General features: G+C 62.7%; 20 protein-coding genes. 17 read left to right on the top strand and 3 right to left on the bottom strand.

The window, feature by feature from the left end; genetic code table 11:
* The first annotated feature begins 37 nt into the window (after nt 1–37).
* From J3D46_RS12835 to J3D46_RS12875, 9 genes are all read left to right on the top strand, one after another.
* Nucleotides 38–1027: a GDSL-type esterase/lipase family protein gene (locus J3D46_RS12835; RefSeq protein ID WP_253467616.1), complete on the top strand. Its 990-nt coding sequence runs from the start codon at nt 38–40 to the stop codon at nt 1025–1027.
* Nucleotides 1028–1083: 56 nt separating this feature from the next.
* Nucleotides 1084–1449 (top strand): hypothetical protein, encoded by a 366-nt coding sequence (locus J3D46_RS12840; protein WP_231339156.1) that lies wholly within the window; start codon nt 1084–1086, stop codon nt 1447–1449.
* Between the two features lie 18 nt (nt 1450–1467).
* Nucleotides 1468–2367 carry a carbon-nitrogen hydrolase family protein gene (locus J3D46_RS12845; protein WP_253469221.1) on the top strand — a complete coding sequence of 300 codons (900 nt, stop codon included), beginning with the start codon at nt 1468–1470 and terminating at the stop codon, nt 2365–2367.
* 58 nt (nt 2368–2425) lie between these two features.
* Nucleotides 2426–3337 (top strand): 4-hydroxy-tetrahydrodipicolinate synthase, encoded by a 912-nt coding sequence (dapA, locus tag J3D46_RS12850; RefSeq protein WP_231339157.1) that lies wholly within the window; start codon nt 2426–2428, stop codon nt 3335–3337.
* A gap of 27 nt (nt 3338–3364) precedes the next feature.
* On the top strand, nt 3365–5056 hold the full coding sequence (locus J3D46_RS12855; protein WP_253467619.1) for a ribonuclease J: 1692 nt from the start codon (nt 3365–3367) through the stop codon (nt 5054–5056).
* A 75-nt stretch (nt 5057–5131) separates the two neighbouring features.
* Nucleotides 5132–8017, top strand: a complete 2886-nt coding sequence (locus J3D46_RS12860; protein ID WP_231339159.1) for a DNA translocase FtsK — start codon at nt 5132–5134, stop codon at nt 8015–8017.
* Nucleotides 8018–8056: 39 nt separating this feature from the next.
* Nucleotides 8057–8659, top strand: a complete 603-nt coding sequence (pgsA, locus tag J3D46_RS12865) for a CDP-diacylglycerol--glycerol-3-phosphate 3-phosphatidyltransferase (protein WP_231339160.1) — start codon at nt 8057–8059, stop codon at nt 8657–8659.
* Nucleotides 8656–9159: a CinA family protein gene (locus tag J3D46_RS12870; protein ID WP_231339161.1), complete on the top strand. Its 504-nt coding sequence runs from the start codon at nt 8656–8658 to the stop codon at nt 9157–9159. The genes pgsA and J3D46_RS12870 overlap by 4 nt, the downstream gene beginning before the upstream one ends.
* A 137-nt stretch (nt 9160–9296) precedes the next feature.
* Nucleotides 9297–9731 (top strand): helix-turn-helix domain-containing protein, encoded by a 435-nt coding sequence (locus J3D46_RS12875; protein ID WP_014921288.1) that lies wholly within the window; start codon nt 9297–9299, stop codon nt 9729–9731.
* Between the two features lie 94 nt (nt 9732–9825).
* On the opposite strand, the gene J3D46_RS12880 is transcribed toward J3D46_RS12875, so the two are convergent.
* A complete protein-coding gene (locus J3D46_RS12880) occupies nt 9826–10365 on the bottom strand; it encodes a MarR family winged helix-turn-helix transcriptional regulator (protein ID WP_253467622.1) in 540 nt (179 codons plus the stop codon).
* 68 nt (nt 10366–10433) lie between these two features.
* Between J3D46_RS12880 and J3D46_RS12885 the strand changes: the two genes are divergently transcribed.
* The 6 genes from J3D46_RS12885 to dapF all read left to right on the top strand — a co-directional run bounded on the left by J3D46_RS12885 (nt 10434) and on the right by dapF (nt 15932).
* A complete protein-coding gene (locus J3D46_RS12885) occupies nt 10434–10631 on the top strand; it encodes a DUF3046 domain-containing protein (protein ID WP_231339247.1) in 198 nt (65 codons plus the stop codon).
* Nucleotides 10632–10878: 247 nt separating this feature from the next.
* Nucleotides 10879–11919, top strand: a complete 1041-nt coding sequence (gene recA / locus J3D46_RS12890; protein WP_090822488.1) for a recombinase RecA — start codon at nt 10879–10881, stop codon at nt 11917–11919.
* Nucleotides 11909–12451, top strand: coding sequence for a regulatory protein RecX (locus tag J3D46_RS12895; RefSeq protein WP_231339163.1), 543 nt, complete (start codon nt 11909–11911; stop codon nt 12449–12451). The genes recA and J3D46_RS12895 overlap by 11 nt, the downstream gene beginning before the upstream one ends.
* Complete coding sequence (gene miaB / locus J3D46_RS12900) at nt 12451–13980, top strand: tRNA (N6-isopentenyl adenosine(37)-C2)-methylthiotransferase MiaB (RefSeq protein WP_231339164.1); 1530 nt, start codon at nt 12451–12453, stop codon at nt 13978–13980. The genes J3D46_RS12895 and miaB overlap by 1 nt, the downstream gene beginning before the upstream one ends.
* 19 nt (nt 13981–13999) lie before the next feature.
* Nucleotides 14000–14917 (top strand): tRNA (adenosine(37)-N6)-dimethylallyltransferase MiaA, encoded by a 918-nt coding sequence (gene miaA, locus J3D46_RS12905; RefSeq protein WP_231339165.1) that lies wholly within the window; start codon nt 14000–14002, stop codon nt 14915–14917.
* Nucleotides 14918–14963: 46 nt separating this feature from the next.
* Nucleotides 14964–15932, top strand: coding sequence for a diaminopimelate epimerase (gene dapF, locus J3D46_RS12910; RefSeq protein WP_231339166.1), 969 nt, complete (start codon nt 14964–14966; stop codon nt 15930–15932).
* Here the strand turns inward: dapF and J3D46_RS12915 are convergent.
* A complete protein-coding gene (locus J3D46_RS12915) occupies nt 15913–16527 on the bottom strand; it encodes a class I SAM-dependent methyltransferase (protein ID WP_231339167.1) in 615 nt (204 codons plus the stop codon). The two genes, dapF and J3D46_RS12915, sit on opposite strands and share 20 nt — an antisense overlap.
* Nucleotides 16528–17043: 516 nt before the next feature.
* Between J3D46_RS12915 and hflX the strand changes: the two genes are divergently transcribed.
* Nucleotides 17044–18606 (top strand): GTPase HflX, encoded by a 1563-nt coding sequence (gene hflX / locus J3D46_RS12920; protein WP_231339168.1) that lies wholly within the window; start codon nt 17044–17046, stop codon nt 18604–18606.
* On the top strand, nt 18599–20659 hold the full coding sequence (locus J3D46_RS12925; RefSeq protein ID WP_253467626.1) for an ATP-dependent DNA helicase: 2061 nt from the start codon (nt 18599–18601) through the stop codon (nt 20657–20659). The genes hflX and J3D46_RS12925 overlap by 8 nt, the downstream gene beginning before the upstream one ends.
* Before the next feature lie 87 nt (nt 20660–20746).
* Here J3D46_RS12925 and lexA read toward each other — a convergent pair whose 3' ends face one another.
* Complete coding sequence (gene lexA / locus J3D46_RS12930) at nt 20747–21490, bottom strand: transcriptional repressor LexA (protein WP_231339170.1); 744 nt, start codon at nt 21488–21490, stop codon at nt 20747–20749.
* Between the last annotated feature and the right edge of the window lie 83 nt (nt 21491–21573).

Genomic DNA, 21573 nt, shown 5'->3' on the forward strand with positions numbered 1-21573 from the left:
CCAACTGTGAGCCGGGGCAGCGGTAGAGTCCTATGGCATGGAATCCGTCAACGCCCAATGGGCTGGAGCCTTCACGATCGTCCACGACGCCGACGGCTGGCACCAGTTCCGGCGCCTTGACGGTGCCCTGTTCATGCCCCCGGCCACGGATGGCTTGGAAGAGCGGGCCAGGATGTGCGCCGGAATACATGCGACATGGACGGCGACGTCCGGGCATCTGGTGATTGAAGCCGAAGGTCCGGAAGATGGGTCCCCGTTCGACGTCCTGGTGAACGGCGTCCTTCGCCACCGCGTGCCCAGCGCGGGCCGCGTCAGCCACGATCTCGATCTGGGTGCCCTGCCTCCGCAATCAACTGTTCAACTGTGGTTGCCACAGTACGGTTTCCTGAGGGTGCTGGAGGTTTCGCTGAAAGGCGAGGACGTGAAGGTTACCGCGGAAACCGGCAAACGGTGGATCGCCTATGGCAGTTCCATCACCCAATGCAGGCAGGCCGACGGGCCCTCCGAAGCATGGCCAGCGCTGGTTGCAAGACAGTACGGCTGGCAGTTGCAGTCACTCGGATTTGGCGGCGAATGCCAACTGGACCCAGCAGCTGAGAGCACCATCGGCCAACTTCCCGCTGACTTCATTTCCTTGTGCCTGGGCATCAACACCTACAACGTAGCCGCATTTTCGGGACGGACTTTCGCCAGCCAGGTCCTGGGTTTCCTCAGCAACATCCGACGGGCACACCCCGGCGTTCCCATCGCTGTTATCTCTCCTGTTTTGTCCCTTCCACGGGAGGACATGCCCAATGCGGCCGGGTGGACGCTCGCCGACTACAGGAGGGCACTTACAGGCGTGGTCCGGGCAATCCGTGAACGCGGCGACATCCGCATCCATCTGGTGAATGGCGAGGAAGTGTTCACTCCGGAGGAGGCTGCCGCACTGATGCCCGACACATTGCACCCGAACAACGATGGATACCGACTCATGGCCAGCAGGTTGGGTCCACAGTTGGCGGCCGTCGCCAACGCGAACAACTGACCGCGCCCGGCGTCCAAGGCCTTGTCTTCGAATATATGTTCGAATAACATGGCAGGATGAACGATGTTCCCAAGCCACCCGAAGGCCTTGCCGGCCCCATGAAAGCGATGAGCCCCGGCGTGGTCGACTTCCTGTTCAGGCAACTCGTGGCGGGAGAACCTCCCGAAGACACCCAGTGGCGCCGTGAAGGAACAGTCCTGGCCGAGCAACCGCCGGGGCCTGAGTTGGCCCGCAGGCTATCGGAGGCTGACGTGGATTCACTGACGCCGCTGGAGCTGTTCGAATATGTCCGCGCTTCGCAGCGTTTGGTGGCCTGGGCAGAGCAACTCAAGGATCGGGCCGTCGCAACGTATTGCTCAGAGCAGCCTGCGCGGACGCCCGGGATCCCCTTGCCTGATGGAAATCGGGCTGCAGCGGAATAAGCTGGCCGGGTGACCCTGATGCCCCCGCAAGCCCCCATGCACCTGTCGGCCCAGCACCTGGATAGTTCGCCATCTGAAGCCATGCCAGTTGAGACCAAGCCCCGTCCAGGCGAAGAGCCCTCGGCAGCGGCAACATTACTGGCCGCCGTCGTTCAATATGAGGCGTTGCTGCCGGGTGTCGGGGGAGAAGCGGTGGAGGCAAACGTTGCCGCCCACGTGGCGCTAGTGGAGCAAGCCCATGCCCGCGGCGCGCGGTTGGTTCTCTTTCCCGAACTCTCACTGACGGGTTATGAGCTGGGCGTGTTGGAGGGGACAGGTCCCTCTGGTCGGCCATCACCGTGGCTGAGCGACGGTGATACGAGGCTCCAGCCCCTCCGGGACGTCTGTGCCCGCACGCAAACCACTGCCATTATCGGAGCAGCCTGGCGGGAGGCCGACCAGACTCCCCGGCTGGCTTCGCTCATCATTGGCCCGGACGGTACCGTCAAAGCCGTCTTCAAGACGCACTTGCATGGGGCAGAGCGTGAGCTGTTTGTGCGGGGAAGCGGCCCGGGAATTGTCGATATTGACGGATGGCGGGTGGCGCTCGCTGTTTGCGCCGATGCGGCTTATCCGACCCACGCCGGGGCCGCCGCTGAGGCGAAGGCGGACGTGTATGCAGTGTCTGCCCTGTACTCGAGCGGTGATGAACTTCGTCTCGGCCTCCATATGGGCGCCCGTTCCATGGACCACAGGATATTCGGTTTGTTGGCCAACCTGGGCGGGCAAACCCCGTTGGGTGCCTCTTGTGGGCTCAGCGGGGCGTGGGGTCCGGACGGTGCGGCCCTGGCCCAGGCGGCAGGCACTGGAACGGAGGTCGCCGTGGTGGCATTGGACCGGTCCCGCCTCCACGCCTACAGGTCCGGCGGCGAAGCATGAGGACCATCACGCGGAACCCATTCTTGTAACAAGCCCGTGACAGGGTAACGTTTTTCTTATGTCTGACTCGCGCGCCCACAGTCCCGCCCTTGGTACCCTCCTGACCGCCATGGTCACCCCATTCACCGAGGACGGCAAGGTTGACTATGAGCAAGCAGCCGCACTGGCAGAGAAGCTCGTGCAGGACGGTTGCGACGGACTCGTGGTCACGGGGACCACTGGCGAGACCTCAACGCTCACGGACGATGAGAACCTTGGCATGTTCCGGGCGGTCAAAGAAGCCGTCGGCGGCAAGGCTGCCATTATTGCCGGAACGGGCACCAATGACACTGCCCACTCCGTCCACCTGTCCCAGCGCGCAGCAGAGGTAGGTGTCGACGGCCTCCTGATCGTCACCCCTTACTACAACAAGCCAAGCCAGGCCGGCGTCCGCGCGCACTTCGAGACGATTGCCTCCTCAACGGACCTGCCCGTCATGGTGTACGACATCCCGGGCCGTTCCTCCATTGCGATTGCTCCCGAAACCATGATCGGCCTGGCCAAGCACCAGAACATCGTGGCAGTTAAGGATGCCAAGGCAGATTTCGCCGCCGCGACACGTGTCATGGCTGAGACGGACCTGCTCTTCTACTCCGGCGATGACGGATTGACCCTTCAGTGGATGGCGCTGGGCGCCGTCGGCCTGGTGGGCGTCACTACCCACGTGGCCACGCGTCGCTTCCGTGACCTGATCGACGCCGTGAACGCCAGCGACCTCGCTACGGCGAGGACCATCAACTTTGAACTGGAACCGGTGGTTCGTGGAACCATGACGCGGGTCCAGGGCGCAGTAGCCGCCAAACAGATTCTCAAGTGGCAGGGAGTCCTGCCCAACTCGGTTGTCCGTTTGCCCCTCGTGGAGCCGGACGCGGCCGAGATCGAAATCATCCGCGGGGATTTGGCGGAAGCCGGAATGGACTTCAACGTCTAGGCCGGTACCGCCGGAAAGTAGCACAATATGACCCAAACCGCCCTTCCCGGACTGGTTACGCCGCCGAAACTGCCGAAAGGCACACTGCGGATTGTTCCGCTCGGTGGCCTGGGAGAGATCGGCCGCAACATGGCGGTCTTTGAAATCGACGGCAAATTGCTGGTCGTTGACTGTGGCGTACTCTTCCCCGAAGAGACCCAGCCCGGAGTCGACCTGATCCTGCCCGATTTCTCGTACATCGAGGACCGCCTCCAGGATGTAGTAGGCGTCGTGCTGACACACGGTCACGAGGACCACATCGGTGCCGTTCCTTACCTGTTGCGTCTCAAAGCCGATATTCCCCTGATCGGATCACAGCTCACCCTGGCCTTGGTGGAAGCAAAGCTCCAGGAACACCGGATCAAGCCTTACACCCTGACCGTTACTGAGGGCCAGGTGGAGCAGTTTGGCCCGTTCGAGTGCGAATTCATAGCCGTCAACCACTCCATCCCGGATGCGTTGGCAGTCTTCATCCGGACGGAGGGCGGCACGGTACTCCACACTGGCGACTTCAAGATGGACCAGTTGCCGCTGGATGGCCGCATCACGGACCTCCGCCACTTCGCGCGACTGGGTGAAGAGGGCGTGGACCTTTTCATGGCCGATTCCACCAACGCTGATGTTCCAGGTTTCACCACGGCAGAGAAGGAAATTGGTCCCACCTTGGACCGGCTGTTTGGGCAGGCCAAGAAGCGCATCATCGTGGCTTCCTTCTCCTCCCACGTTCACCGGGTCCAGCAAGTCCTTGACGCCGCAGCCAAGCATGGCCGCAAGGTTGCCTTCGTGGGCCGGTCCATGGTGCGCAACATGGCCATCGCGGCCAAGCTGGGGTACCTCGACGTGCCGGACGGCATCCTGGTGGACATCAAGAACATCGACAACATGCCGGACGACCGTGTGGTCCTCATGTCCACTGGTTCCCAGGGTGAGCCCATGGCTGCCCTTTCGCGGATGGCCAACGGCGACCACCGGGTGGTAGTTGGACAGGGTGACACCGTCATCCTGGCCTCCAGCTTGATCCCCGGCAACGAGAACGCCGTATTCCGCATCATCAACGGCCTCCTCAAACTGGGCGCAGACGTGATTCACAAGGGCACTGCGAAGGTTCACGTGTCCGGACACGCAGCGGCTGGCGAGCTGCTGTACTGCTACAACATCCTCGAGCCCCTGAACGCGATGCCTGTGCATGGCGAAACCCGCCACCTGATCGCCAACGGCAACATCGCGCTGGAATCCGGTGTGCCGTCCGATGGCATCATCCTCAGCGACAACGGCACAGTAATCGACCTCAAGGACCACAAGGCCAACATTGTTGGGCAGGTGGAGGTTGGATTCGTGTACGTCGACGGTTCAAGCGTGGGCGAAATCACCGACGCCGACCTCAAGGACCGCCGCATCCTGGGCGATGAGGGCTTCATTTCCATCATCACGGTCATCAACCGCACCACCGGCAAGATCGTGTCCGGACCGGAAATCCACGCCCGTGGCGTGGCGGAGGACGACTCTGTCTTCGATGAGATCATTCCCAAGATCAACGCCGCGCTGGAAGAAGCCGTGCTGAATCACGCAGACCACACCAACCATCAGTTGCAGCAGGTGGTGCGTCGGATCATCGGCACGTGGGTCAACCGCAAGCTCCGCCGCCGCCCCATGATCATCCCGGTGGTCCTGGAGGCGTAGCCTGCAAGCAACATGCATTCCCAAGGGGGCCTGAAATCCGCGGATTTCAGGCCCCCTTGCGGTACCGTGGCACGTATGGCGACCCGTACTACCTCCACGCCACGAGGCAGCTCCAGCAGTAAATCCGGCGGCACAGGCCGGGGCGGAGCTGCATCCAAAAGCAGCGCAGCCGCAGCCAGGAACGGCCGGGGAAGCACTGCCCGCGCCAAGCAAGCAGCCGCCGTCGAACCCCAGGCTCCGCTGCCATTGCGCATGCTTTCGGGTTTCTGGCAGGGCATAGGCCACGTGGTCGGTGCCGGGGTGCGGCGCATCGGTTACGACGTGAGCGACCTCGACCCAGCGGATCGCCGCGACGGCGCAGCCCTGTTCAACCTGGTACTTGGGATCACGATCGCCACCTTCGCCTGGTGGGGCCTCACGGGCTGGCTCCCGGACATCGTCTTCAGTGTGGTCAACGGAACGTTTGGCTGGATGTCCCTGATTCTGCCGTTCATGCTTTTTGTCTGCGCCTTCCGCTTGTTCCGGAAGCCCCAGGATGGCCGGGGAAACAACCGGGTAGGCATCGGCTTCATGATCATGACCCTGGCCGGTTCCGGCTTGGCCCACGTCATTGGTGGCCTGCCCACAGTGGCGGACGGCTTCGACGGCTTGCGCCGGGCAGGGGGAATGCTGGGCTTCCTCGCAGCAGCGCCCTTGGCTGCAATCCACGTCGCTGTTCCGGTGGTCCTCTACAGCCTGTTGGCATTTGTCTCCTTCCTCATCGTCACTGCCACCCCGTTCGGCGCCATTCCCGCCCGGATCCGGGGCGCGTATGAGCACCTCATGGGCGTTGATCTTTTGGACGAGTCCGGCAAGGACGCCCATGACCGGAGCTACCTTTACGAGAATGACGGGACCGCCAAGCCCAAGAAGAAGAAGCGCATGCGCCTCTTCGGCAAGGACGAGGAACCCGACGCCGGCCTGGAAGGCTACGTCGGCGACGAGGCTTTCGAGCATGCAATAGTCGACGACGACGAAGATACCGGCGCGTCCGCGCCGCGGGTTCCGCCGGGCGTACGGCGCCCTACCCAGGCGGAGATCGCCGTCGGGAAAATCAAGGCCGCCCAAGGCCTTGGAGCTGCCCAGGGCCTTGGAGCTGCCCCCGGCATCGACAACCCCACCGAGGCTATCCCTGTCATCACTCCGGAAATGATGGCACCTGCGCCCACTATCGCCCAGGTCCCCGCGAAGCCGGCCGGCGCGCCGCTCCCGCAGGCTCCGATTCCGCAGCGCACGGAGCAGCTGTCACTCGCCGGGGATGTCACGTACACCCTTCCGGCCTCTGATTATCTGACGCCCGGCTCCATTCCGAAGGAGCGCACGGAGGCGAATGACGCCGTCGTCGCCGCCCTGACGGACACTCTCACCCAGTTCAACGTGGATGCCGCAGTGACTGGCTTCAGCCGTGGTCCTACGGTGACCCGTTATGAGATCGAGCTGTCTCCGGGCACCAAAGTGGAGCGTGTTACTGCTCTGTCCAAGAACATTTCCTACGCTGTCGCCTCGAGTGATGTCCGTATCCTGAGCCCCATTCCCGGCAAGTCCGCCATCGGTATCGAGATTCCCAACACGGACCGCGAAACGGTCTCGTTGGGCGATGTTCTGCGCAGCCAGAATGCCCGCCGGACGGACCACCCCATGGTCATGGGAGTCGGCAAGGATGTCGAGGGCGGCTACGTGGTGGCCAACCTTGCCAAGATGCCCCACTTGCTCGTGGCCGGTGCCACCGGCGCTGGTAAGTCGAGCTTCGTGAACTCCATGATTACCTCCATCCTGATGCGCGCCACCCCGGACGAGGTGCGCATGGTCATGGTGGACCCCAAGCGCGTGGAACTCACGGCCTACGAGGGTGTCCCGCACCTGATCACGCCCATCATCACCAACCCCAAGAAGGCCGCGGAGGCCTTGCAATGGGTGGTTCGTGAGATGGATGCCCGCTACGACGACCTCGCCAACTACGGTTACAAGCACATCGACGATTTCAACAAGGCAGTCCGTGCGGGCAAGGTGGTGCCGCCAGTGGACTCCAAGCGGATCATCAAGCCCTACCCGTACCTGCTGGTGATCGTGGACGAGCTCGCCGACCTTATGATGGTGGCGCCGCGCGACGTCGAAGACTCGATCGTCCGCATTACCCAGCTTGCCCGTGCCGCCGGTATCCACCTCGTCCTGGCAACCCAGCGCCCGTCCGTGGATGTTGTCACGGGCCTGATCAAGGCGAATGTGCCGTCCCGTATGGCCTTTGCGACCTCGTCCGTGACAGACTCCCGCGTCGTGCTGGACCAGCCGGGCGCAGAGAAGCTCATCGGCCAGGGTGACGCGTTGTTCCTGCCGATGGGCGCCTCGAAGGCAATGCGTGTCCAGGGTGCCTGGGTCACGGAATCAGAGATCCATAAAGTTGTGGAACACGTCAAGGGACAGCTTCAAGCTGTGTACCGGGACGACGTCGCTGCCGAAGCCCCGAAGAAGCAGATCGACGACGACATCGGAGACGACCTTGAGGTCCTGCTGCAGGCGACCGAGCTTGTGGTCACCACGCAGTTCGGATCAACGTCGATGCTCCAGCGCAAGCTCCGTGTGGGCTTCGCGAAGGCCGGACGCCTCATGGACCTCCTCGAATCCCGTGGCGTCGTGGGCCCCTCCGAAGGATCCAAGGCCCGCGACGTTCTGGTCAAACCCGACGACCTCGCGGCCGTTCTGGCAGCGATGAAGGGCCAGGAGTCACCAGCTGCGCCTGACGCCCACACAGCGGCCTTGAGCGACAACGCGAACTCGAACATCGCCGTCGGCGGTTACGCTGAGGATTTGGTCCAGGCGGACCTGGACAACCGGACGCAGGCCGTTGAGTACTACGACGGCGCTGACGGCCCCGATGACGACGATGAAGGCGGCGAAGACGCCTGGTCGCTCACGGGGCGGTAACTCAAAAGGCGGACGCCCCAAAGACGGTAGCCTAGAGGAGTGACTACAGCCGAGGGTGATAACGCGACTTCCAGCAGCTCCGATGTCTGGAACCTGCCCAACATCCTCACGATGCTCCGCATCGCCCTGGTCCCCTTTTTCGTCTGGTTCCTGCTGGCGGACAACGGCGAGTACGGGCTCTGGCGCTGGGCCGCCGTGGTGGCCTTTGCGGTAGCCATCTACACGGACAAGCTCGACGGCGACATCGCCCGGGCGCGTGGCCTCATCACGAACTTCGGCAAAATCGCCGATCCCATAGCGGACAAGCTGCTCATTGGTTCCGCCCTGGTGCTGTTGTCCATCCTCGGGGAGCTGCCCTGGTGGGTGACCATCCTCATCCTGGTGCGGGAGTGGGGGATTACCGCACTTCGGTTCGTTGTCATCCGGTACGGCGTTATGCCGGCCTCCCGTGGCGGGAAACTGAAGACCGTGGTCCAGACCGTTGCAATTTTCCTGTACATCCTTCCGCTGAAGGCGATCGCCCCCTGGCTGGGTGACGTCGCCTTCTGGGTCATGATGCTGGCCCTTGGCATCACTCTGTGGACCGGCGTCGAATATGTCATCCAGGCACTCAAGCTCCGCGCGGCGGGACGTCGCGCGTGACGTCCCGTGACGGTGGGGGCGAAACCGCGACGGCGGTCGTCGGCGCCGCGATCGCGAAGAACGTGACGGTGGCCACTGCTGAGTCGCTGACCGCTGGAATGGTGGCCGCTGCACTGGCCAGCACGCCGGGCGCTTCAGGAATGCTTCAGGGCGGCGTAGTCGCGTATCAAAACTCCGTCAAAGCAGGCGTCCTGGGTGTCCCGGAGGAGTTGCTTGCGGTCGTCGGTTCCGTTGACGGTGCCGTTGCGAAGGCCATGGCCGACGGCGCCCGTCGAGCCTGCGCTGCCAACGTGGGGATATCCACTACCGGCGTCGCAGGTCCAGAGTCCCACGATGGCAAAGCGGTGGGAACGGTCTTTGTTGGGATAGCCACCGACTCTGGAACCGAAGCTTTCGAATATGGGTTCTCAGGTGACCGGCAGTCCATCCGGGAGCAGGCCCGGGACGCTGCCTTGGCGCGCCTTCTTGCCGCGCTGACCGACGTTGGTTACCGTTCGTAAAGTAGCCGGGAACAAAAACTGATTGCCAATAGTTGTGTCATTGTGTCGCTTCGGAAGAGCCGGGGCGCCTAGGATGTAGAAACCAACCCGGTCCGCCAGCCAGCGAACCGGATGAACGAGGGAGCAAGGCGATACAGATGGTAAAGCAGCCCGTATCCGTAAACGGCGTTGTCCGCTGGAAGGATGTGGGCTTGGCTGATCAGGCACAGAGCGAACAGAAGGAGCGCAAAATGGTTGTACTACGCCACGAGATCGGTGATGTACTGCGCGATGTCCGCCAGCGTCAGGGCCGTACCCTCCGCGAGGTTTCGCACAGCGCCCGCGTCTCACTTGGATACTTGAGTGAAGTTGAACGCGGCCAGAAGGAGGCTTCTTCCGAGCTCCTGTCTTCTATCTGCACAGCCCTGGATGTTCCGTTGTCCCACATGCTCCGCGAAGTCAGCGACCGCGTGGCCGTTGCCGAAGGCGTGGCCGTACCGGACACCGTTCCGCAGGAATTCTCCCAGCGCTACGGTCGTGACCTGGACCTTACGGACGACTTCCCGCAGGGAATGCTCTCCGGGGCCCGGTAGCCGCTCCACCAGAATTACGACGAAGGTCCCCAGCCAATGGCTGGGGACCTTCGTCGTTTGGATTAACTGAGGCGCCGGTTGGCGCAGGTTCCCGTCAATCGCCTGCTGGTTTGTCGTGGGCGTCTGTTTCCGGTTCCTTGACATTGAGCACGCCGTCGCCGTAGATGGCGTTGAGCCTGCCCATGTAGTCGGCAAGCGTCTGAACATCCTCCAAGGGCCATTCGCCCAGCCGTTCGCGGAAGACCTGCCTGCGGGCATCCTGGACCTGGTGCATCTTATCCTCGCCCTTGTCCGTCAGGCGGATGGACTGAGCCCTGCCGTCCTGCGGGTCCGCTTCCTTGTACACGAGGCCGATGCTTTCCAGGAAGGCGATCTGGCGGCTCACGGACGGCTTGCCTACGCCAATGCACGTGGCGAGGTCCGTAAGCCGGATGGGGCCTTCCCGTCGGATGACGGTAAGCAGCCCGTAGGCGGCCGGTTCCATGTCAGGGTGGACCTGGCGCGACAACTGATGGGAAATCGATCGGGCGCGGCGCCAGAGCAGGCTCAGCTGGTGTTCCACCTGCTGGAGGGCGTCGTCCACGGCGTCGCCTGGCACGGCCTGATCGGGCGTGCTCGGGAGAGGATTGCTCATGGCAACCATTCTAGAGTCCGGCTCCGTGAGAGACTCTATCCGTGAGGGCAAGTGACTTTTGGCGTTTGATGGACGATGAATTCGGGGCAGGCTATTCCCGTGTCCTGGCTGGCTCCCTGGTACTCGCCGGCGTTGGTGGACGGACTGCCGTGGAGGCGCTGGCCTCCGGTTTCCACCCCCGCGAGGTGTGGTTGGCCGTATGCGAAGTCCAGGACGTACCTCCGGAGCGCAGGTTGGGTCGCGACATCAAGCCGGCCTCGAGCTGAGATCGGAACCCCCGCGGCGGTGGGGACACGCCGGGCCGTTGTTCGAATATCTGTTCGGATGGGGATATGCTCCTGTGAGAGGAAAATTGATCCTGAAGGCCGCTTATCCGGGCATCCGGAATGCCTGGTTGTCCACATAGCCGGAGTCGGCTTGGAAAAATGTCAGTGCAGCGTAATAGCGTCTGACAAGACAGGAAAGCGGCCCTTCGGGCCACTCCACAGCGAGAAAGCATCAGAGGTGTGAACCATGGCGGCAACCCCGGATCGTGAGAAGGCGCTCGAAGCAGCGCTTGCCCAGATCGACAAGCAGTTCGGCAAAGGCTCCATTATGCGCCTGGGTGATGACACCCGCGCTCCTATCGAGGTCATCCCTACAGGCTCCATTGCACTGGATGTCGCCCTTGGCATTGGTGGCCTGCCTCGCGGCCGCGTCGTGGAAATCTATGGCCCTGAATCATCGGGTAAGACCACTGTTGCGCTGCACGCTGTAGCCAACGCGCAGCGAGCCGGTGGCATCGCGGCCTTCATTGACGCCGAACACGCCCTTGACCCGGACTACGCTGCCAAGCTTGGCGTGGACACCGACGCACTCCTGGTCTCCCAGCCGGATACCGGTGAGCAGGCGCTGGAAATCATGGACATGCTGGTGGGCTCAGGCTCGCTAGACATCGTGGTCATTGACTCCGTGGCAGCATTGGTTCCCCGCGCCGAAATCGAAGGCGAAATGGGCGACTCCCACGTTGGTCTCCAAGCCCGTCTCATGAGCCAGGCCTTGCGTAAGATCACGGGCCGCCTGAGCCAGACCAAGACCACCGCAATCTTTATCAACCAGCTGCGTGAAAAGATCGGTGTCTTCTTCGGATCCCCGGAAACCACCACGGGTGGTAAGGCGCTGAAGTTCTACGCCTCCGTGCGCATCGACGTTCGCCGCATCCAGACATTGAAGGAAGGTGCGGATTCCGTCGGTAACCGCACCAAGGCAAAGATCGTCAAAAACAAAATGGCTCCGCCGTTCAAAATCGCCGAGTTCGATATCATCTACGGCCAGGGCATCTCCCGTGAGGGCGGCATCATTGACATGGGTGTCGAGCATGGCATCATCAAGAAGTCCGGCTCGTGGTTCACGTACGACGGCGATCAGCTGGGCCAGGGCATGGAGAACTCGCGGCGGTTCCTGCGGGACAACCCTGAGCTTGCCCAGGAGCTGGAGCGCCTGATCAAGGAAAAGCTTGGCGTTGGGGTCAAGCCGGAGGAAGACTCCCCGAAGCTGAAGGCCGTTGACGGTTAGGAGAGGGCCGGATCCGGATTCGTCCGTATCCGCCGATCCCGAGCCTGACCCCGAATCCGTGGCGCGTGCCATCGTCCTGAGGCAATTGACGATGGCGCCGCGGAGCCGGCTGCAGCTGGCCCGCAAACTCGCAGAACGAAATGTTCCCCAGGATGTTGCCGAAGCGGTCTTGGACCGGTTCGAAGAGGTCCAGCTGATCGATGATGCAGAGTTCGCCAGGATGTGGGTCCGGAGTCGTTCGCAAAGCAAGAAACTTGCCAAGGGCGCACTTCGTCGCGAGTTGGCTGATAAGGGTATTGAACTGGATGCGGCCGAAGAGGCCCTGTCGCAGCTCAGCGATCAAGACGAGGAACTGGCCGCACGCGAGCTTGTTGAGCGCAAGCTGCGGCCAGGCGTCGACCTGGCGGATCGTGCGGAGCGGGACAAATACACGCGCCGGCTGGCATCCATGTTGGCACGCAAGGGCTACGCCCCGTCCGTGGCCTTCAGAATCGTCGGTGAGGTGCTGGCAGAAGCCGGTACCCTTGAGTAGTGAGTTTGACCATTCCCTCCCCAGCAGCTGCCACCACTCCTTCGGATAAGCCCAGGACCTATCAGGTCCGCACTTTCGGCTGCCAAATGAACGTCCATGATTCAGAGCGCATGGCGGGACTCCTGGAGGACGCGGGCTACGTGCCCGCCGAGGGTGAGCCCGCTGACGTGGTGGTTTTCAACACCTGCGCTGTTCGGGAAAACGCGGACAATAAACTCTACGGAAACCTCGGCCAACTGAGGCAGGTCAAAGCGGAAAACCCGGGCATGCAGATCGCTGTCGGTGGTTGCCTGGCCCAAAAGGACAGGGAAACCATAGTCAAGAAGGCGCCGTGGGTTGACGCCGTGTTCGGAACCCACAACGTCGGCGCGCTGCCGGCCTTGCTGAAGCGTGCCCGCCACAACAACGAGGCACAACTTGAGATCCTCGAGTCACTGGATGTCTTCCCCTCAACCCTTCCCACGAAGCGCGACTCCGTTTACTCGGGGTGGGTTTCCATCTCCGTGGGTTGCAACAACACCTGCACGTTCTGCATAGTGCCCTCTCTCCGCGGCAAGGAAAAGGACCGCCGTCCAGGGGAGATCCTCGCCGAAATACAGGCCCTGGTGGACGACGGGGCTGTGGAAGTGACCCTGCTGGGTCAGAACGTGAACTCCTATGGCGTGGAATTCGGCGACCGTGAGGCGTTCTCGAAACTCCTGCGCGCCTGCGGTGCGATCGAAGGTCTGGAGCGCGTCCGCTTCACCAGCCCGCACCCGGCCGCATTCACCGACGACGTTATCGATGCCATGGCTGAGACGTCCAACGTGATGCCGCAGCTGCATATGCCGTTGCAGTCCGGTTCGGACAAGGTCCTCAAGGACATGCGGCGTTCTTACCGGTCCAGCCGGTTCCTCGGGATCCTGGACAAGGTCCGTGAGCGGATTCCGAACGCAGCCATCACCACGGACATCATTGTCGGGTTCCCCGGTGAAACAGAGGAGGATTTCCAAGCGACCCTTGATGTCGTGGAGAAGTCCCGTTTCGCCTCGGCCTTCACGTTCCAGTACTCCAAACGTCCCGGAACGCCGGCCGCGGACCTGCCTGAGCAGCTCCCCAAAGCCGTCGTACAAGAGCGCTTTGAACGGTTGACTGCGCTCCAGGACCGTATCGCCGCAGAGGAGAACGCCAAGCAGCTGGGGCGTACGGTTGAAATCCTTGTGACCGCCCAATCGGGGCGAAAAGCCGGGGAAACCCATCGGCTGTCCGGTCGGTCCAAGGACCAGCGACTGGTCCACTTCTCCGTGCCGGCCGGGGCTGAGGCTCCCCGTCCGGGCGACTTCGTCACAGTCACCGTCACAGAGGCAGCCGCCTTCCACCTTGTCGCGGATCCTGCCAGTACAGAGGAATATCTTTTGCGGCGTTCCCGCGCTGGTGATGCGTGGGATCGTTCCCAGGCTGATTCCTGTGGGGTCCCAACCCCGGGATCGCCCTCCGGCAAGGCCGGGGTGTCCTTGGGCATGCCGGCGCTGCCGGTTCGCCGAGCCTAGCTGCGGACCTCCGGATCACATGTCGGATTTCCCTCAGGAAACACCCCAGCCTGTCATTGCTGTCATAGGACCCACCGGTTCCGGCAAATCAGATCTGGGCGTCAACCTCGCGTTGGCCCTGGACGGTGAAGTCATCAACGCCGATGCCTTGCAGTTCTACCGGGGCATGGATATTGGCACGGCCAAGATCACCGTGGCGGAGCGCAAGGGCGTACCTCACCATTTGCTGGACACCATGGACGTCACACAGGAAGCCAGCGTGGCCGGCTTCCAAGAGGAATGCCGCGCTGCCATCGAGGACATCCACTCGCGGGGGAAACGCGCCATCGTGGTGGGGGGCTCTGGACTGTATGTCCGGGCAGCCTTGGACGTCCTGGAGTTTCCCGGCACTGATCCGATGATTCGAAGGGCGCTTGAAGAGGAGTGTGAAGTGCGCGGGCTCGCACCGCTGCGCGCCCGCCTGGAAGACGTCGATCCCGTGTCCGCGGCCCGCCTTGGAGACGCCCGTCGAGTGATCCGTGCATTGGAAGTGCACCAGTTCACTGGGCGTCCCTTCAGTTCGTTCATGCCGCAGCGGGAGTATTTCCAGCCTGCCCTGCAGATCGGCCTGGCCGTGGACAGGGACGTACTCCGGGAGCGGCTGGCCACGCGGGTTCATCGGATGGTGGAGGCCGGCCTCCTGGATGAGGTTGAACGCCTCGATGCTGCCGGACTGCGGATGGGCAAGACCGCCTCCCGTGCTTTGGGTTACGCGCAGTTCCTGAGGGTTCTGGATGGCGAAAGTGACGTCACGGCTGCGGCGGAGGAAACCATCGTGGCCACCAGGCAGTTCGCCAGACGCCAGTTGACGTGGTTCCGGGCAGATCCCCGCATCACCTGGATCGACTGGCAGGATCCCGGCTTGGTGGCCAAGGCTGTGGCAGCTGCCACGCAGTAGCCTGGGCAATTTCTGGCCGAACATGCGTGGAAGGTAGCCTAGTCCCATGGATGAAACCGTCGCAGTTCCCGCCCCGCAGTCCGATACTGCCGGTGCTCCCGTAACCGCTTCCAGCCTTACCGGTCTTGGGTTTTCCAAGGGCCACGGAACGGGCAACGACTTCGTCCTGATTGCCGACCCCGGAGACGCGCACGAGATCACTCCCGAGCAGGTTGCACAGCTGTGCGATCGGCATGTGGGGATTGGTGGAGACGGCCTTATCCGCGCCGTCCCGTCACGTTTTCTCCCTGAGGGCCGGGACCTGCTTGAGAAGGATCCGGACGCCGAATGGTTCATGGATTACCGAAACGGCGACGGTTCCCTCTCGGAGATGTGCGGTAACGGCGTTCGTGTCTTTGTCCACTTCCTCATTGCCGAGAAATTGGTGGACCTGGGTCCGGGCGAAACTTTGACCATCGGAACACGCGGCGGCATCAAGAAAGTGGTTCGCACCGCCAACGGCTATGCCGTGGATATGGGCCCGTGGGAGTTCATCTTCCCGCAGGAAGCCACCAGCAAGGCCATGGATGCCCTGGTCAGCGCTGAAGGGCTGGAAGTGGCAAGGCCAGGCCTCTCAGTCAGCATGGGCAATCCACATACCGTGGTTGCCCTTGCGGAGATCAGCGAGCTTTCGGCCACGCAACTGTTCAAAGCGCCGGTGGTTGATCCCAAGCCGGCCAACGGAACGAACGTCGAGTTTGTTGTTCCTGCAGAGCCGCTGGTTGAAGAGGGCGTGGGCACCATCACCATGCGAGTCCATGAGCGTGGCGTGGGGGAGACCCAGTCATGCGGTACCGGTGCCTGTGCCGCCGCGGTCGCCATCCGTCACTGGGCCGGCAATACGGCGCCGAACGATTGGCACGTCAAGGTTCCCGGCGGCGTCGTTGACGTTAAGTTCTTCCCCGGCGCGGGCGGTCGCGAGCACGTAGAGCTCAGCGGCCCTGCCGTCATCGTGGCTACTGGGACGCTTTCCTGACCCGAATAATCCTGAAAGACTTGGACGTACTCTCGCGCGAAACCGTGTAAGTGCTGTCCAGTTCACCGGCGAGCCACCGCTGGAGGGAATCGGAGCCAAGGTTCTTTTGAACCACCAGCCATGCATTGCCTCCTGGGGCAAGGCGGGGAATCCACTTCAGCAAGAGCGAGTGAAGTTCATCTTTGCCGATTCGGATGGGCGGGTTGGACCAGATCGTGTCGAATTCGACGCCGGCGTCCACCTCGTCGGGGAGGCTCGCCGTCACGTTGGTCAAGCCCAGGGCCGCGGCGTTCTCGTTGGTCAGCGTGACGCACCGTTCGTTGACGTCCACCGCGTGCACCTTGGCATGGGGTGCCATCAAGCCCAACGTCAAGGCGATGGGACCCCAGCCACAGCCGATGTCCAAGAGGTTTCCCTGCGGCGAAGGCGGCGGAACTTCCGAGAAGAGTATCGCGGTACCTTTGTCGACGCCGTCGGGGCTGAAGATGCCGGAGGAGGTCTGCAACTGGCGCGTGGCTCCAGCGAGTTCCACCGTGAGGGGCTTTCTGGTGAAAGGTCCGGCTGGTTGGGCGGTGAAATAGTGTGCAGACTCCATAATTTGCCAGATTAGTTGGCTAACGGCGCCATGGGAAACTGCCCCGGCCAAGGGGTGGTTTGACACCGGGTGATAATGTGGAACGCATGTTCTTGATCTTCGAGTAAATAGCCGAAACCCGCCTGGTTCATCAGGCGGAGCACGGCACCGCCCGCGATGCAGGCCCGCCTTGGCCATCAGCCAAGCACGGGTCTTTCCGCCAGGCAGGTCCTACCGGCACAATCCGTTGGCTTTTTCCCGTCACGGACTCCTTGAAGATCCCACTATCCAGTCAGCTTCCTGATCCGCCAACCATTGCGGTTGCACGGTCGAGGCGGGCAGTGTGCAGTCTCCAGGTCGCCAGGAACCTCTGCGCGGATCCAACCACGCCGGAACACAGCAACCGCTGCCCATGCCACGGGTGGCCGTTCAGCACAGGAGGCCCTTTTGCCCCAAGCCCGTCAGCCCAGCGCGAATAGCGCCCCATTGAGCAACAAACAGCACTATTCTGGAATTGCCGAACAGTCTAAGGAGACCATGACCACCCAGAAGCACTCCGGATCCGATTCCGACGCCCAGGACATGAGTCCTGAACAAATCCAGGCCGTCATCGACCGGATACTTTCCAAGGATGTACCTGCGCCGTCATCCGATGACAACGAAGCCAATGGTGTGTTCGGCAAGGCGCAGGCGATTTCGACGCTTGACCAGGAACACAGCATTTACGACGGCGACCAGGAAGACCTGGCTGAACGCCGCGCACTGCGCCGCACCGCAGGTCTGTCCACTGAACTCGAAGACGTCACCGAGGTCGAATACCGGCAGCTGCGCCTTGAGCGCGTTGTCCTCGCCGGACTGTGGACCGAAGGCACCCTGGCCGATGCCGAGAATTCGCTTCGCGAACTTGCTGCGCTGGCAGAAACTGCCGGCTCCGAGGTCCTTGACGGTTTGGTCCAGCGCCGCACGAAGCCGGACCCGGGCACCTTCCTGGGATCGGGCAAGGCCCAGGAGCTCAAGGACATCGTTGCCGCCACCGGTGCGGACACCGTAGTGGTGGACACTGAGCTGGCACCGTCCCAGCGCCGCGGCCTTGAAGACATTGTCAAGGTCAAGGTCGTGGACAGGACCACCCTGATCCTGGACATCTTCGCCCAGCATGCCAAGAGCCGGGAAGGCAAGGCCCAGGTTGAGCTTGCACAGCTCGAATATCTGCTCCCGCGCCTCCGTGGCTGGGGCGACTCCATGTCCCGCCAGGCCGGTGGCCAAGTGGGTGGAGCCGGCGCAGGCATGGGCTCGCGTGGTCCTGGTGAAACAAAGATCGAACTGGACCGGCGTCGCATTCGCACGCGGATGGCCAAACTGCGTCGGGAAATCGCCGCGATGAAGCCGGCCCGCGAGACCAAGCGTGCCAACCGTCGTCGCAATGCTGTTCCTTCTGTCGCTATCGCCGGTTATACCAACGCCGGCAAGTCGTCGCTCCTGAACCGCTTGACCGACGCCGGTGTCCTGGTGGAAAACGCCCTGTTCGCTACCTTGGATCCCACCGTTCGCAAAGCCCAGACTCCGGATGGCATTGGCTACACGCTGGCCGACACTGTTGGGTTCGTCCGGTCTCTGCCAACGCAGCTGATTGAGGCCTTCCGGTCGACGCTGGAGGAAGTTGCTGACGCGGATCTGATCCTGCATGTCGTGGATGCCTCGCACCCGGACCCAGAAGGTCAAATCGCTGCCGTACGGGCTGTTTTCACTGAAGTGGACGCCCGCAAGGTTCCTGAGATCATCGTCCTGAACAAAGTCGATGTGGCGGATCCTTTCGTCGTGGAGCGCCTCAAGCAGAAGGAGCCCCGCCATGCGGTGGTTTCCACTCGTACAGGCCAGGGCATCGCTGAGCTGTTGGAAGACATCAGCCAGTCCATTCCGCGGCCGGGCGTACGGCTTGAGCTGCTTATTCCCTACGACCGGGGAGACATGATCAGCAAGCTGCACAGTTCTGATTCGGAGATCCTGAACCTGGAGCATGAGGAAGACGGCACCCGCGTGGTGGTCATGGTCCGCGAGGGCCTGGCAGCCGAACTGGAGTCTTTCGTCAGCAATGGTTGAGAAGGTGGCGGCGGACGCCGTCGAATCGGTGGGAGAGAAAGCCACCCTCGAGCTGTTGGATCGTGCTGTCGCCGGCATGGGCGGTCAAAGCCGTGCCGGCCAGCACGAAATGGCCAAACATGTCACCCGGGCGATTGAAACCGGGGAGCACCTGCTGGTCCAGGCAGGAACGGGAACAGGTAAGTCTTTGGCGTACCTGATTCCGTTGATCGCGCATTCCATGGACAGCAACAAACCGACGCTCGTGTCCACCGCCACCTTGGCACTGCAAACCCAGATTGTTGGCCGGGATCTTCCCCGGCTGTTGGAGACCATCAACCCTGCCCTTGAACGACCCGTCAACGTGGCGCTCGTGAAGGGCAGGGCCAACTACGTCTGCCGCCAGAAGCTGGAAGGTGGGTTCCCCAGCGAAGAGCCGTCCGAGGGGCAGCTGTTTTCCTTAGGCGAGGACACCAGCGTGCCGCACTTCGCGGCATCCATGGGCGGACCGCAGTCACAGCTCGGCAAGGAAGTGGTCCGCCTCCGCGAGTGGGCCGAAAAGACGACCACCGGCGACCGTGACGAACTGATGCCCGGCGTCACGGACCGTGCCTGGCGGCAAGTCTCTGTGACCTCCATGGAGTGCCTCGGCGCGCAGAAGTGTCCGGTGGCTGAAGAGTGCTTCAGTGAGTTGGCGCGGTCCCGCGCGGGTGAGGCCGACGTCGTCGTCACCAACCACGCCATGCTTGCCGTCAGCGCCTTTGAAGGGCTGGCTGTGTTGCCTGAGTATGACGTCGTGGTGGTGGACGAGGCACACGAGCTGCAGGATCGCGTGACCGGCGCGGTCTCGGGCCAGTTGTCTGTGGCCATGGTTCATGCCGCGGCGTCAAGCGCACGCAAGCACACCGCCATCACGGTGGATGCCCTCAACGCTGCGGCGGAGCGCCTGGACATGGCCATCGCAGGGGTGCCCAACGGGTTGCTGGCCAGTGGGCTCAACGACGAACAGCTTGACTGCCTTGACCAGTTACGCGATGCGACCCGCGCGGCGCTCTCAGATTCCAAGACCGACTCTTCCAACGCGGTCGACGGCGGCAGGCAGCTCGCTCGCTCACGGCTCATGCTCATTCTTGAATTGTGCGAGCGGATGCTGGCCGCCAAGGAGAACCGGGAAGTGGTCTGGTTTTCCCGCAACAGCACCTTCGACCCCCAACAGGGTTACTCGCAGCCTGATGAAACGGCACCGGCACTGATCAACATCGCGCCACTCAGCGTCGCGGGACGGCTGCGCGAAGGCCTCTTCGCGGGCCACACCGTGGTGCTCACCTCCGCCACGCTGGCGATTGGCTCTGCCTTCGAACCGGCGGCTGGAGGTCTGGGCCTCATCGGCGACGGCGCCCCGAGCTGGACCGGGATTGATGTTGGATCGCCCTTTGATTACCCCAAACAGGGGGTGCTGTATGTTGCGAAGCACTTGCCCAAGCCGGGGCGTGGGACCTCGCCCGAGGCTCTCGATGAGCTCGAAGACCTCATCCGGGCATCCGGCGGGGGAGCGCTTTGTCTCTTCTCTTCGCGGCGAGCTGCCGAAGAAGCCGCCGACGCCATGCGGCTGCGCCTTGACATGGACATTCTCTGCCAGGGCGAATCCACCATGGCTGCCCTTGTGAAGCAATTCGCAGATGAGCCGGACACTTGCCTGTTTGGCACCATGTCACTCTGGCAGGGCGTCGACGTGCCGGGTGGTTCGTGCCGTCTGGTGGTGATTGACCGCATTCCCTTCCCGCGCCCCGACGATCCCCTGATGACTGCCCGCTCCCGGGCAGTCGCCCAGTCGGGCGGGAATGGCTTCATGGCCGTGTCAGCAACGCATGCCGCCATCCGCTTGGCACAAGGCGCTGGGCGCCTTATCCGTTCAACGGGAGACAAGGGAGTCGTGGCCGTGCTTGACTCACGGCTGTCGACGGAACGCTACGGCGGTTTTCTGAGGGCTGCGCTTCCGCCGTTCTGGGCGACGACGGACAGGGCGGTTGTGCGCGGCGTGCTGGAACGCCTGGGCTCCGCCAAGGCCTCCTAGGTCCAACAATGCCTCGTGGGGCCAACAAAGCCTCCTGGGTGCGGCAAAAGCCGCCCAGGAGGCTTGGGGTACCTACCTAGTGGGCACCTACAGGGAACGCAGAACAGAGACAACCTTGCCCATGATGGTGGCTTGGTCGCCAAGGATTGGCTCGTATTGGGTGTTCTGGGGCAGCAACCACGTGTGGCCATCGCGCTGACGGAACGTCTTGACGGTAGCCTCGTCATCCAGCAGTGCGGCCACGATGTCGCCGTTGATGGCGTCGTTCTGGCGGCGCACAACAACCCAGTCACCGTCGCAGATGGCGGCATCAATCATTGAGTCGCCTGCCACCTTCAGCATGAACAGTTCGCCGTGGCCCACAAGTTGCCTGGGAAGGGGCAAGACGTCTTCCACTGCCTGGTCAGCCAGGATGGGGCCGCCTGCAGCGATCCGGCCCACCAGGGGAACCATGGCAGTATCGCTGGCGCTGGCCAGCTCCGTGACGGCAAGGCCACCCGCGCTGCGCAGCGTCGCAGGGGCTTCGACGCCGGGAATTGGTCCGCCATCCAACGTCAACGGCATCAGGACTTCCATGGCACGGGGACGCTTGGGGTCCCTGCGCAGATAGCCGAGCTTCTCGAGCTGGGAAAGCTGATGCGTGACACTCGACAAACTTGCCAGGCCGACGGTGTCACCGATCTCACGCATGCTTGGCGGATACCCATTGTCATTCACCGAGCGTTGGATGGTCTCCAGAATTTTTTTCTGCCGGACAGTCAGGCTCTTGGGACTCTTTTGAGGCTGTTGGCTCCGCAGGGGTGCCCCGCCGCCTGTGGCTTTCGCTGCCATGTTCGCCAGTGCCTTTCCATTCGCCCCGGAACGATCCAGGGGTGTCGGGTCTGCAAAAAATGTCAGACCCTCCTGTTCCACTG

This window comes from Paenarthrobacter sp. A20 (assembly GCF_024168825.1).
Classification (GTDB): Bacteria; Actinomycetota; Actinomycetes; order Actinomycetales; family Micrococcaceae; genus Arthrobacter.